This window comes from Nostoc cycadae WK-1 (assembly GCF_002897135.1).
Classification (GTDB): Bacteria; Cyanobacteriota; Cyanobacteriia; order Cyanobacteriales; family Nostocaceae; genus Nostoc_B.
Window position 1 is genome coordinate 16539 of record NZ_DF978431.1, and the last position, 13887, is coordinate 30425.

Consider the following 13887-nt stretch of genomic DNA (forward strand, 5'->3'; position numbering starts at 1 on the left):
TTCGGCTATTGTAGAACAAATTAATTAACAGGAGAAACGGCAATGACTACTCATTTTATTACTGCGGAAATTGATATTCAAGAAACTCCTACCCAATTGCAAAAAGTAATTGAAGCTGAGTTAAAAAAACAAGGTGAACCATTACGTTGGGCGATTACATCTGTAGATGAAGAACAGCAAAAAGTTGCTGTGGAAGCAGTTGTTACTACAGGAAGTGTTGAGTCTTAAGTGTATGACGGTGCTAGATTTTTCTAGCACTCAGCACGCTGCTCAACTCCCGCTACCGCTAACAGCACTTAGCAACGCCACTTGCTTCAAGTCGGCAGAGCCGCCCAACGCAGTGGCTCCTCAGCACTCAGCACTTAAAATGCGTCCTTACACAGCTATTCTAATTGTACCTACTGGCGTTGGGGCAGCGATTGGGGGGTATGCTGGCGATGCTATACCTGTTGCTCGAACATTAGCACAGGTTTGCGATCGCCTAATCACTCACCCCAATGTCCTCAATGGCGCAAGTTTATATTGGAACATCCCCAATGCTTTCTATGTGGAAGGTTTTGGGCTTGACAAGTTTGCCTCTGGATGTTGGGGATTACGACCAGTCCGCAGTAATAAAATAGGTTTGCTTTTAGACCAAGGCATTGAACCAGAGTTGCAGCTACGACACCTGCAAGCTGTTGATGCAGCGAGGGCAACTCTCGGATTAACCATCACAGATTATGTAGTTACTGATGCCCCATTGAATGTAGAACTACGCACTTCCACATCAGGGGCAAGTTGGGGAACCATCGGCAACCCCGATAGTTTACTTAGGGCAGCAGAAATATTAATCAATAAAATAGGGGCAGAAGCGATCGCAGTTGTCGCCCGTTTCCCTGATGATATGGATGAAGATGCTGTGCAGAACTATCGCCAAGGTAAAGGCGTAGACCCGTTAGCAGGTGCAGAAGCAGTAATTAGCCATTTACTAGTGAGAAACTTGCAAATTCCTTGCGCTCATTCACCAGCCCTCGCCAACACCCCGCCTTACCCTGATTTATCTCCGCGTTCCGCCGCCGAAGAATTAGGCTATACTTTTTTACCAAGCGTACTTGTAGGCTTAAGTCGCGCCCCCCAATTTATCGTCGAGAAACAATTATTTACATCTCATCCAGCAGATATTTGGGCTGATCAAATAGATGCGGCGATCGTACCTGCAAACGCTTGTGGTAGCAGCGCTCTACTAAGTTTAAGTCAAAGCCGATGCCTAATAATTACCGTCAAAGATAATCAAACTCAAATACAAGTTCCGGCCCAACCGTTGGGAATCAAATCCATACAGGTAAACTCGTATTTAGAAGCAGTAGGTGTATTGGTAGCCCTCAAAGCAGGCATCAATCCAGATACTTTGATTCTTGGTCAATAGTCAATGGTCAAAAGGCAGACGGATAAAGGATAAAATTTCCTACTATCCTGCGGCATGCCCTGACGCTTCTTCGTCGCTACCGCTTCGCTAATGGGTGACACTCTTGCGTCGCTAATAGCAGTTGCTTATCCTAATCGGAGACGCTACGCGTAGCTTGCTTCCCCATAGGGTTACAAGTCGCGGAACCCGCCTAACGCACTGCTTCACCGTTGCGCGTCTACATACTTCATACTTCATACTTCATAACTTTCCTGTGGTAGAACAACAAAAACAAGATCCAGAAATTCCTTACCTGACACGTATCCAGGTTTTAGTAGCAATGGCGGTAACTGCCATCCTGCTGTGGACAGTTGCTAAAGTTTGGCTGCGCTTTGGTAATGTTTTCCTATTTAAGTGGGAATGGCACGAAATAGATTTTCTTTGGGGGCTGGGTGTAGGACTGATAATCACCAGCTTGAGTGGTTTAGCTTATCGGTTGTGGCCAGCCTATCGTCAAAGTGCAGACTATTACCTAGAACTAGTATTAAGACCTTTAGCCTGGCCGGATTTAATTTGGCTGGGTTTACTACCAGGATTAAGCGAAGAATTATTATTTCGAGGTGTAATGCTGCCAGCTTTAGGCTTAGACCATGTAGCAGTGATTGTATCTAGCCTGTGCTTTGGAGTTTTACACCTCAGTGGTTCCCAACAATGGCCTTACGTAATGTGGGCAACAGTGATTGGGTTGATTTTGGGATATAGCGCCCTGTTAAGTGGAAATTTGTTAGTGCCGATTGTTGCCCATATTATGACAAATTGGGTTTCCAGCTATTTTTGGAAAATCCAGCAACATTAGATTTTGTAGGGTAGGCAAGATGCCCGCCCAATTAATGCAATTGAAATGTCAATTTAGTTATCGGCTAAATCAATCCAAATACTACCTTCTTCCACCCGCACAGGAAAAACGGGCAGTGTTTTTTCTTGCGAAATTAATGACAATACTTTACCTACTCCGGGTGGCCAAGGACACCAATTATTAACTTGCCCGTTACTGAGATTAAAGGCACTGCGGTGAACAGGACAAACAATTGCCCCATCTTCAATTTTGCCATTCTTTAAAGGTAATTTTAAGTGAGGACAGGCATTATCTACCGCATATAGTTGATTTTCGTGATTTAACACGAGAATTTTCCGCTTGCCAACATTCACAACTTGTCTAGCACCAGGGGCTAATGCATCAGCCGCCAGAACTTTAGTCCAGCCCATTGCGTTCTCCTTCGTTAATGGATCTGTTTTCAGTTTCTCGCATTTGTTACCCCAATGCGTATTGTTGCAATTATGATTGTCAATATAGTGCGCTTGCCTAAGTTCAACCCTTATTATCTAACCATCGATATAACATAGAGTAGGCAATGTCTTAACTTTAAATTACTTTACAAAGGTGCTAAAAAATGGGTCGCCTAAATCCCTACACCCTACAAATGCAAATTACTCGGATGTTTGACCAAGGACAATCATTTTTCGCCACAACTAAAGTCCAGGAATGGTTAAAAGAACGTAATCAAAACCCATTAGACTACGATATTGTTTTCCACCAAAAACCTGCGCCTCCTGGTTCTAAAGAGGTCATTTCTATTGAAATTGAATTGCGGCGTAAAGATGGACAACCTGTAGATTCTTGGTTACAAGAACAAGTTAATCTTCATGCTTGATTGACTGAAATGATCAGCATTATCTTTAGGGTGGGCAAAACTTTACCCACCTTATTATTTAATCAGAACTGACACACGGGTAAGCAACCATCGAACCATCAAGAACACGGAGAAATAAGAGTTTCAGAGTGTTTTTGTGTCAGTCCTATTAATGATGATGGTGGTGGTGATGATGTTCACTTGATTGATGATTAACTGCCAAAGCTTGTTCTGACAACAATTCTGCAATATGAGGGTTCGCCCATTCTGCCGCCATTGCCAAGAAGTCTGCATTGTCGTTAACACAAGCCATCTGCACATAATCCACACCAGAATATTGCTTTTCTAAAGCATGAATAATGTGGTGGACATCTAACAACGTTTCATGGTTTTCTGTAGCGAAACCAATGGGCATAAATATGATGATTTTCGCACCTAATTGAATCAGGTTTTTGGCAGCTTGTTCGGCGTTAGGCTGCGTCCATTCAATTAGAGGTGTATCGTGATTCAACCAACCGACGGATATTAAAGGATAGCGGTTAATCAGTTTATCTCTAACTAAATCGTACAGTGCTTGACTTTCAACAATCCCAGATGTAAAGCCTTTAGCTTTATGCGGACAACCGTGATTCATTAACACGATCCCGATTTGGGAAGGTAAGTAAGTTGCAGCAAAATCAGCATTGATTTTCTCTTCAACTAGATGCGCCATCAAATCAATGTAGGCTGGTTCGTTGTAAAAAGAAGGAATATAACGCTGTCCTTTTACCCAATGTTCTTCACCATCAGCTATTTCAGCTAAAGCATTATTCACTTGCTCGATCGCAATCCCACTGGTAAAAATTGAATCAACAACCAACAGTGGGTAGATTAATAGCTTATCAAATCCTTGGTGCTGGATTTCGTCTAAAACTTGCTTGGGCAGAAACGGCGCACAGAAGTTAAATGCTTTGAATACTTTAACGCGATCGCCCCACTTCGCCTGTAAATTTTGCTCAATTCCGGCTCGTTGCTGTTCAAATATGGCGTTGTGTGGCGATATGAAATCATGGTGTGTATGACCCCATTCGTGGCGGTCAAATAACGCCAACAACTTTGCTAAAGGTGGATAAATCCAGGTTGGCACAGGTGCGAATTTTGCTGTTAGTAAATTTAAAGCCTGTTCGTTATAGTTGGCGAAATCTTCGTAGCTTTCAACTTCACCATAACCCATGAGCAATACAGCTACACGGTCTTGACCAGGTAGATGCTCGTGGGTGTGTTGCAATTTTTCTGGTGTAGCAACCACAGTAAATTCCTCAATATAAACCAGAGTAAAGCATCAGAGCTATTATCTAGCTCTATGTATTTTTCTGGATCATAAATCATTATCCCTTCCGGGGGGATAGGATAACCATAAAATTAACAACAATACTTCAAAAGACATACTTAGAGTTAATCCTAGATACTGAGTATGACAAAATAATTACTTATTATCCTAGAGGAAAATCTGTGGAACCAAGATTTCACTAATTTTCCTTACATAGTGCGATAAAATTTTGAAGTAACTTTTGTAGCATTGTGAATAAATAGAAATACTTAAATTAAAGATTTAGATTAATGACAAAAAACCCCATCTTCCGCAAGAGAAACTTGTGAGCATAAAAGATAAATGATGATCATCATTTGCCCTGGCATCCATGAACCAGAAATAACTGATAGCTTTATTTCAAAATGCTTAAGCCAAACTACAGTCAAGACAATGGTTTTTCCAGGACAAGGTGCTTTAGCGTTATCAGCGCCTCACATTTTGCAATTTTTGGGCGATCGCCTAAAAAATCAACGAAACTCCCCTGTTGTATTTATTAGCTTCAGTGCAGGAGTAGTAGGTGCGATTGTCGCCGCTTGGAACTGGCAAATCTTGGGAGGACAAGTCAAAGCCTTTATTGCTATAGATGGATGGGGTGTGCCTTTATGGGGTAATTTTCCCATTCATCGCCTGAGCCACGATTATTTTACACATTGGAGTTCCTTGTTACTGGGTAGTGGGCATAATAATTTTTACGCAGAACCAGCCGTTGACCATCTATCCCTGTGGCGATCGCCCCAAACTGTTCAAGGTTGGTGGGTAAACTCTGATTGTCAGGGTTCTCCCCAACAAATGCGCTTGACTGCTACCGAGTTTTTGCATGTGTTGGTCAAACGCTATGAATCAAAATAGTCCGGAAAACAGCATAGGGCAACAGGAGTGAGAAATATGAAGAGGCAAGGGAGCAGGGGTGCGGGGAGCCAGGGGGAAATTTATCCCCTCCGATCCCTGCACCGATCCCCCCGACTCCCTCATTCCTACCTGCCCCATCTACCCTAGTCGTTATCACTAAGTACCCGATGTTTCCTACTGAACCTGCTGCTGTAAATAATGGGTTTAGCGCACTGCTAAAAAACCGTGGTTTCATGCTCCTGTGGATTGGGCAACTCATTTCCCAGTTGGCAGATAAAGTCTTTTTCGTGTTAATGATTGCCTTGCTGGAATTTTATCCAGCCCCATCAGGATTAGCAGAAAACTCGATGTACTCAACCTTGATGGTGGCATTTACTATCCCTGCAATTTTATTTGGTTCTGCGGGTGGTGTATTTGTTGATCGGTTGCCCAAAAAGCTAATTATGGTAGGCTCCGATATTGTGCGTGGGCTATTAACATTGTGTCTGCCCTTTTTGCCAAGAGAGTTTTTCATCTTATTACTTCTCACATTTGCCATCTCCACAGTTACTCAGTTTTTTGCCCCCGCAGAACAAGCCGCAATCCCTCTATTAGTGCGCCGAGAAAATTTACTAGCAGCCAACGCCCTGTTTAGCAGCACAATGATGGGAGCGTTAATTGTCGGTTTTGCCATCGGAGAGCCAATATTAAGCTGGGCGAAAAGCTTAATGGGAGAAGAATACGGTCAAGAGATTATCGTTGGCGGACTATATATTTTATCGGGGGCAATCATGCAGCCGATAAAATTTAAAGAACACAAACCTCATCAAGAACATCCATCTTCTGTCAACCCTTGGGCAGAATTCACCGAAAGTGTGCGCTATTTAAAGAAAAATCGCTTGGTCTTAAATGCCATGCTGCAACTCACCACTTTATATTGCGTGTTTGCCGCTTTAACAGTGCTAACAATTCGATTAGCAGAAGACTTTGGTTTAAAAGAAAAGCAGTTTGGCTTTTTCTTAGCAGCCGCTGGGGTAGGTATGGTGATGGGTGCTGGGATTTTAGGCCACTGGGGTGATAAATTGCACCATAAGCCCCTACCTTTAATTGGGTTTTTAGCAATGGCACTGGTTTTGGGAGTATTCACATTTACCCATAACTTAATGCTGGCACTGGGACTATGTGCATTTTTAGGGGTAGGTGCTGCCTTAATTGGCGTACCGATGCAAACTTTAATTCAGCAGCAAACACCGCCAACCATGCACGGTAAGGTATTTGGTTTTCAAAACCATGCCGTTAATATTGCTTTATCAGTACCTTTAGCAATTACTGGCCCCTTAACAGATGTGTTGGGCTTGCGTGTTGTTCTCGTCACAATGAGTGTTGTTGTAGCGGCCGTTGGTGTTTGGGCATGGCAAAATACACGCCGAGTTTTGCAGGATGTAATTTAATCAGTTTTCTCACATCATTCATTGTCTATGATTAAAGATAGTCAGCATCAGATTTGCTAGTTCCTAATTTTGTTTTGAGAATAGCGATCTCCAACAGATTTATTTGTTTCTCACCTCCATCTTCTGATTGATATTTAAAAATTGATAAGCATTAAATCTAACTTTTCAATTAAAATGAAATCTTAAATACAGAATAGAAGCGTCAACTTAGCTATTATCTGAGGTTCGACCGTGACCTTGAGCTTGCCTTCCCCGATTAGTCCCGCAAAAACCGAGAATCAAAACCAGTCTGCGGCTCAATCGTCAGTTGTGACCCCCAAACGGGCAACTGGTGGTTTCGCTTTACTAGACAGCCTCCTCCGCCACGGAGTTGAATATATTTTTGGTTATCCCGGTGGAGCAATCCTACCGATTTATGATGATTTATACAAAGTGGAATCCACTGGTGCGCTGAAGCACATACTGGTGCGGCACGAACAAGGCGCAGCCCACGCCGCAGATGGCTATGCTCGTGCCACAGGGAAGGTAGGAGTTTGTTTTGGTACTTCTGGCCCTGGAGCAACAAACTTGGTGACAGGCATCGCTACAGCCTACATGGACTCGATTCCAATGGTTGTGGTAACAGGACAAGTCCCCCGCAAAATGATCGGTACAGATGCGTTTCAAGAAACCGATATTTACGGCATTACTTTACCAATAGTCAAGCACTCTTATGTAGTGCGCGATCCCAAAGACATGGCGCGAATTGTGGCTGAAGCGTTCCACATCGCCAGTACGGGAAGGCCAGGGCCAGTTTTAATTGATGTCCCCAAAGATGTGGCATTTGAAGAATTTGATTATGTGCCAATAGAACCAGGTACAGTTAAATTACCAGGATATCGCCCTACAGTTAAGGGAAATCCCCGCCAAATCAACGCGGCAATTAAGTTAATTAAAGAAAGTCGCCGCCCATTGCTGTATGTTGGTGGTGGTGCGATCGCCGCTAATGCCCATGAAGAAGTTCTGCAATTAGCTGAACTATTTAATATTCCTGTTACCACTACATTGATGGGGATTGGGGCATTTGATGAACATCATCCGCTATCTTTAGGGATGTTGGGAATGCACGGTACAGCCTACGCTAACTTTGCTGTGAGTGATTGTGATTTGCTCATTTGTGTAGGCGCAAGATTTGACGATCGCGTCACTGGTAAATTAGATGAGTTTGCTTCCCGTGCCAAAGTTATCCACATTGATATTGACCCAGCGGAAGTAGGTAAAAACCGCATTCCCGAAGTCCCCATTGTTGGCGATGTCCGCAATGTCTTAGTTGACTTGTTGCGCCGCTGTAAGCAATCAGGTGCCAAACCTACACCTAACCAAAACCAAGAATGGTTAAGTTTAATTAATCGTTGGCGGGAAGAGTATCCGTTAGTAGTACCACAGCACCCCGACAGCATCTCACCCCAAGAAGCAATTGTTGAAGTTAGTCGCCAAGCACCCCACGCCTTCTACACCACAGATGTGGGTCAACATCAAATGTGGGCGGCGCAATTCCTCAAAAATGGCCCACGCCGCTGGATTTCCAGTGCTGGCTTAGGCACAATGGGTTTTGGCTTACCTGCGGCTATTGGTGCAAAAGTAGCCTTCCCCAATGATGAAGTAATCTGTATTAGCGGTGATGCCAGTTTCCAAATGTGTTTACAAGAATTGGGAACCGCTGCACAATATGGGATTAATGTCAAGACTGTAATTGTCAACAACGGCTGGCAGGGCATGGTACGCCAGTGGCAACAAGCTTTCCACGGCGAGCGTTATTCCTGCTCAAATATGGAAGTCGGGATGCCAGATATTGAATTGTTGGCGAAAGCTTATGGTATCAAAGGCATTGTCGTGAAAGAACGGGAGCAATTAAAAGATGCGATCGCCGAAATGTTAGCACATAACGGCCCCGTAATCTTGAATGTCCATGTTACTAGAGACGAAAACTGTTATCCAATGGTAGCCCCTGGTAAGAGCAACGCTCAAATGGTCGGCTTACCCAAGCAGCCACCAAAAAGTTCTATAGAACCAGTTTGTTGTAGTCACTGCGGTAGCATGAATGCGCCTAACCATAACTTCTGTGCTGAGTGTGGGACGAAGTTGTAAACCAACAAGTTAGTTGGGTGTGGAGAAAGTTTTGCATCAGGGCTTTCTTTCTCCACTGCGTAGTCTTTGAGGTTTTTAACGCAAAGGGGCGCTGAGGTAAATGTGGAGGTAGGCGGAGTTTAATTCAATAGGGATCTGAATTAAATCTGCCTCGTTTGACGCTTCTAAAGTAATAACCTCGATTTGGTGGGTTTCTCAGGTCGAATGTTTCGCCGCTGGGAACTCGCCAAATTTTATAGTCATGGTAAGTTAGGGGCGTTCGGGGTTTACATACCTCTGGCGGGTGGTCTCCTAAGACAAAATAGGCGGCATTTCTTCCCATCACTTTTATGAGACCATACTTATCTACGACAACTGAGGTTTCCTCACTAATAGCTATCCCTAAAACACGTTTGGCTTTGCCATCCTGAATTTGTCGTGCAATGAAAGCCATAATTCTACCCATCCGTTTGCGGCTATCAAAGTGGGTATCGATAATGGTTCCGCGCAAATGACCCCATTGAAAAAAATCATAACTAAAGGTGATATTTTGATAAGGGTCTTCAAGGATTTCTCTAGTTTCGATGCTGTCTTCACAGGCGCAAGAATCGTAAATATACTCACTGTGAATCATGGCACCTGCGCTAGTTCCACCAATGGCACCACCTCTAGTGTAGACTTCTCTGACGGCATTTTCTAGTTTGGTGTTTTTCCAACTGCGGATGTATTGGCATTGGTCGCCACCAGCAAAGAAAACTACGCCAGCTTTTCGGACTTTTTCGACAATATCATCTCGGTTAGCCTCTTGGCGGTTACTAATGATGAGAGTTCTGACAGAATTCACACCTCTCATACCATAGATCAGGTGATTATAATCATCACTGCCATAAGTACGGAGAACTACCACATCAACTTTCGTAGCGTTGCTAGTCCCTCCCCTAACTTGGTCAATCATCCATTGAATGGCCTTCTCGACATCAGGGCCACCGCCGCCTAAGTTCAGTACTGGGCCAGCTAGTCGGGGAAGGTGGGAAACGGGCGAAACAACGTCTACAGTGTTGTCAATGAAGTGGCGTTTCAGGTATGCTGTAAGACGGGTTATTAAACTGGCACCCATCCTTAACAACACAGTTCCCAAATTTTTCCAGAATTTTGCTATATCTGGGAATGCCTTCGTCATACTAACTTTTTAGAGCAAACTGCATTTATTGTTTACTCTCGCATCAGAAGGCTTGATATTCCCAGCGTACAGGGTTTGTAATGTTTTTTAACGCAAAATTATCTAGAGTAATCATTTATTCTCTGCGTTTCTGGTAAGTATCCTCAGTTTTACTTGGTGTTGGATTACCAGATAACTTGCGATCGCTCCTGCATAACTCGCTGATAAACTAATTCTGTTTGCTGGGCTAAATTTGGCCAGCTAAAGCGACGTTCTAAATCTTCATAAGCGTTATCTACCAGCCATTGCCGATATCCAGGGTTTTTCAAAACCTCTAAGATTCCCCACGCTAATGAATCAGGATCATTTACCCAGGTAACAATACCAGTTTTGGTATGCTGCACAACTTCAGGGAAACCCCCCGTATCGGAAACTACCACAGGAACGCGAGACGCAAAACTTTCTAAAGCCACAATACCAAAGGGTTCATAGAAACTGGGGAATACAGCACAGTCGGCAATTGTTTGGAATTTATCTAAGTATTCATCAGATAAGAAACCCGTAAAATAGCATTTATCCCAAATACCTAAATCTGCGGCTTGCTGTTTAAGATGATCAGTATTACCGCCACCAATAATCACAAATTTAACGTAACCACCCATTTGGGCTAGGACTTTAGGTGCAGCATTTAATAATACTGGTACACCCTTTTCGTAAGTCATCCGGCCGACATAGTAAACAATTTTTTCACCATCTTCGGCAAATTGACGGCGAAAATCTTGGGCATGAAAATCTTGATGATGCTGTTTTTTTTCGGGACGAATACCGTTATATATGACATCTACTTTATTCCAAGGGCTGTGGAGAGCGCGTTCTACTTCTCGGCGCATATAGTCGGTACAAACGATAATTCGCCAAGCATCGAAAGCAAGTAAGGTTTCTTTACCGTGAATGTAATTTTGGATATCGTTATGAATACCGTTATAGCGTCCGTATTCTGTAGCGTGGATTGTTGCTATTAAGGGAATTTTAAAAGTATGCTTGAGAGCGATCGCTGCATCTCCAACTAACCAATCATGGGCATGGATTAAATCAAATGTTCCTTCTTCTAAAATGAGCTTACCACCATGATGTCCCATGCTTTGGTTAAGATTGACAACCCAGTGAAAAAAGTCGTTACTATGTCCGACAGGAACTCGATGTACATTTATCCCTTCAACCATCTCATACATCGGCGCTTGACCGAACTCTACTGTAATCAAATGGATTTCATGTCCTAATTTGACTAGTTCCGGGTACAACTCAGATACGTGTCTAGCAATACCCCCGACTATCCTTGGTGGAAATTCCCAACTTAATACAAGTATTTTCATATACTCAAGTCTCCAATTTTTTATAAATTTCTCAACAACTAGATTTATCTAAAAATACAAGGGGACGAAATCAATTGAGTAAGTATGTTTACTAAAGTTTTCTAATTTTTTAATAATTTTAAGGATAGATCACAGGGTAGCAAGGTTGGTTGAATTCGCAAATACCTTATGAAACTTTCTAGAGTAATTGATAAATGTCCCTAGGGGATGGAGTATCTAACCCCTCTTTCGAGTTTTAGTACACCACCATTCTTTGCTTGTTTTCATGCTGGAGTAAAAACCATCAGGACATAAATAAAGGAATGTAAAGAGAATCTTCCCTTAGACATTCCTTGTAATTTTCTTGCAGTATAAAGTTAATAACAGCTGCTATTTAATTTTGATCTAAACGCAACACAGCCATAAAAGCTTCTTGCGGTACATCAACTGTACCTACAGCCTTCATTCGCTTTTTACCTTTGGCTTGCTTTTGCAAAAGTTTCTTCTTCCGGCTGATGTCACCGCCATAACACTTGGCGAGTACATCTTTGCGTAAAGCGGGGATATGTTCACTGGCGATAACTTTGCTACCAATTGATGCTTGAATTGGTACTTTAAATTGATGGCGGGGAATCAATTCTTTGAGTTTCTCAGCCATTGATCGCCCGACGTTATAAGCTTTATCGCGGTGGACAATCATCGCTAAGGAATCAACTGGGTCGCCGTTAATCATGATATCCAGCTTCACCAGTGGATTTTCGCGGTAGCCGATGAGATGATATTCCATACTGGCATAACCGCGCGATCGCGATTTCATTTGGTCAAAAAAGTCGGTGACAACTTCTGCTAAGGGTAACTCATAGGTTAGGGTTGTCCGCCCTTGGGTAAGATATTTCATATCCTTGAAGATACCCCGCCGATTTTGTGACAACTCCATCAAAGTCCCCACGTATGTTTCCGGCGTAATCATCTCTACCTTGACATAAGGTTCTTCGATTTTTTCGCGAGCGTTTGGTTCAGGCAAATGGCTAGGGTTATCAATATATAACTCTTCACCCTTGAGCGTAGTTACACGATAAACCACAGATGGGGCAGTAATAATTAGATCCAAGTCATATTCGCGTTCTAACCGTTCTTGGACAATTTCCATGTGTAGCAAACCCAAGAACCCACACCGAAAGCCAAAACCCATCGCGCTGGAAGTTTCTGGTTCGTAGTGCAGCGCTGCATCATTCAGCCTGAGTTTTTCTAAAGCTTCTCGCAAGTCTTCAAATTGGTCAGCATCAATGGGGAACATCCCGCAAAAGACCATTGGGTTAGCTTCGGTGTAACCAGGTAAAGGTTCTTCCGCTTTGGCATTAGATAAAGTAATCGTATCCCCTACCCGCGCATCAGCTACCGCTTTAATAGCTGCGGCGAAATATCCTACTTCGCCAGCGTGAAGTTCATCAACTTGCTTTTGGGTAGGAGAAAGGACACCCAACTCGTCGATTTCGTATTCTTTGCCAGATGCCATTAAATAGACGCGATCGCCTTTTTTTACCCGACCATCCATCACCCGGAAGTAGACAATTACACCCCGATAAGAATCATAATAGCTATCAAAAATTAACGCTCGTAAGCGCTGATCTACGGTATTGGGTGCTGGTGGAACGCGTTCAACAATTGTCTCTAAAATTTCGTTAATTCCTATGCCCTCTTTGGCTGAGGCTAAAATTGCCCCGCTGCAATCGAGACCGATAATTTCTTCAATTTCACCAATCACCCGGTCTGGTTCTGCACCAGGAAGGTCAATTTTATTCAAAACTGGAATAATTTCCAGGTTATGTTCTAACGCCAAATAGACATTTGCCAAAGTTTGCGCTTCCACACCTTGAGATGCGTCTACAACCAACAATGCCCCTTCACAAGCAGCTAAACTGCGAGACACTTCATAAGAAAAGTCTACGTGTCCGGGAGTATCAATTAAATTTAATACATACTGCTGACCATCTTTAGCAGTGTAATTCATTCGGGCAGCTTGCAGCTTAATTGTAATGCCGCGCTCCCGTTCTAAATCCATATTGTCGAGAAACTGCTCCTTCATCTGCCGCACGTCAACAGTGCCAGTAGCTTGCAGTAAGCGATCGGCGAGGGTTGATTTCCCGTGATCAATGTGAGCAATAATACAGAAATTGCGAATGCGAACTGCGGGAACGTCAGTCATATACTATCTTTGCTGAAGCAGCAACCAAGGTTATAAAGAGCGATTTACTTCATGTATTTTAATGCTTTCTTCGCCAAGACGCTGCTATGAAGTATGAAGTAAAGGTAGAGGGTAGGGACAATAACAAATGACCAATGACTATTGACTAATAATTAAGTCTATTTTTCCTTGCAGGTATTGATCTATCAGCAGCGTACAATAAATATATATAAGTACATAGTGTAGAAAGCGTGGGCAGTTACACCTCGTAAATGCTCGGAGCTACTGATTTACTGACAAAACTTCTAGAGCCTTGAAAGAGTGAGTTCTATGAAAATTGCCACTTAAAAATCTCAAGCTGTTACTTTTGGTAAGAGTTC

General features: G+C 43.0%; 12 protein-coding genes. 7 read left to right on the forward strand and 5 right to left on the reverse strand.

The annotated features are described in order from the left end of the window. Positions 1–42 precede the first annotated feature (42 nt). The 3 genes from NCWK1_RS16555 to NCWK1_RS16565 all read left to right on the forward strand — a co-directional run bounded on the left by NCWK1_RS16555 (position 43) and on the right by NCWK1_RS16565 (position 2240). On the forward strand, positions 43–228 hold the full coding sequence (locus NCWK1_RS16555) for a hypothetical protein (RefSeq protein ID WP_103125470.1): 186 nt from the start codon (positions 43–45) through the stop codon (positions 226–228). A 139-nt stretch (positions 229–367) separates the two neighbouring features. Continuing rightward, positions 368–1405, forward strand: coding sequence for a DUF3326 domain-containing protein (locus NCWK1_RS16560; RefSeq protein WP_103125602.1), 1038 nt, complete (start codon positions 368–370; stop codon positions 1403–1405). A 253-nt stretch (positions 1406–1658) separates the two neighbouring features. Beyond that, entirely contained in the window at positions 1659–2240 is a 582-nt protein-coding gene (locus tag NCWK1_RS16565; protein WP_096584089.1) for a CPBP family intramembrane glutamic endopeptidase, read from the forward strand. A gap of 53 nt (positions 2241–2293) precedes the next feature. On the opposite strand, the gene NCWK1_RS16570 is transcribed toward NCWK1_RS16565, so the two are convergent. Then, positions 2294–2650 carry a Rieske (2Fe-2S) protein gene (locus NCWK1_RS16570; protein WP_103125471.1) on the reverse strand — a complete coding sequence of 119 codons (357 nt, stop codon included), beginning with the start codon at positions 2648–2650 and terminating at the stop codon, positions 2294–2296. A 185-nt stretch (positions 2651–2835) separates the two neighbouring features. On the opposite strand from NCWK1_RS16570, the gene NCWK1_RS16575 reads away from it, so the two are divergent. After that, positions 2836–3096, forward strand: a complete 261-nt coding sequence (locus NCWK1_RS16575) for a hypothetical protein (protein WP_096584083.1) — start codon at positions 2836–2838, stop codon at positions 3094–3096. A gap of 148 nt (positions 3097–3244) precedes the next feature. On the opposite strand, the gene NCWK1_RS16580 is transcribed toward NCWK1_RS16575, so the two are convergent. Beyond that, entirely contained in the window at positions 3245–4363 is a 1119-nt protein-coding gene (locus NCWK1_RS16580) for a ferrochelatase (RefSeq protein WP_103125472.1), read from the reverse strand. Between the two features lie 363 nt (positions 4364–4726). Between NCWK1_RS16580 and NCWK1_RS16585 the strand changes: the two genes are divergently transcribed. The 3 genes from NCWK1_RS16585 to ilvB all read left to right on the forward strand — a co-directional run bounded on the left by NCWK1_RS16585 (position 4727) and on the right by ilvB (position 8832). Beyond that, complete coding sequence (locus NCWK1_RS16585) at positions 4727–5275, forward strand: hypothetical protein (RefSeq protein WP_103125473.1); 549 nt, start codon at positions 4727–4729, stop codon at positions 5273–5275. Between the two features lie 167 nt (positions 5276–5442). Next, positions 5443–6705, forward strand: coding sequence for an MFS transporter (locus tag NCWK1_RS16590; protein WP_103125474.1), 1263 nt, complete (start codon positions 5443–5445; stop codon positions 6703–6705). A 231-nt stretch (positions 6706–6936) separates the two neighbouring features. Next, positions 6937–8832: a biosynthetic-type acetolactate synthase large subunit gene (gene ilvB / locus NCWK1_RS16595; RefSeq protein ID WP_103125475.1), complete on the forward strand. Its 1896-nt coding sequence runs from the start codon at positions 6937–6939 to the stop codon at positions 8830–8832. A gap of 124 nt (positions 8833–8956) precedes the next feature. On the opposite strand, the gene NCWK1_RS16600 is transcribed toward ilvB, so the two are convergent. From NCWK1_RS16600 to lepA, 3 genes are all read right to left on the reverse strand, one after another. Then, positions 8957–9991 (reverse strand): cyanophycinase, encoded by a 1035-nt coding sequence (locus NCWK1_RS16600; protein WP_096584068.1) that lies wholly within the window; start codon positions 9989–9991, stop codon positions 8957–8959. A gap of 164 nt (positions 9992–10155) precedes the next feature. Beyond that, positions 10156–11343 (reverse strand): glycosyltransferase family 4 protein, encoded by a 1188-nt coding sequence (locus tag NCWK1_RS16605; RefSeq protein ID WP_103125476.1) that lies wholly within the window; start codon positions 11341–11343, stop codon positions 10156–10158. A 373-nt stretch (positions 11344–11716) separates the two neighbouring features. Continuing rightward, entirely contained in the window at positions 11717–13528 is a 1812-nt protein-coding gene (gene lepA / locus NCWK1_RS16610; RefSeq protein ID WP_096584062.1) for a translation elongation factor 4, read from the reverse strand. Positions 13529–13887 lie beyond the last annotated feature (359 nt).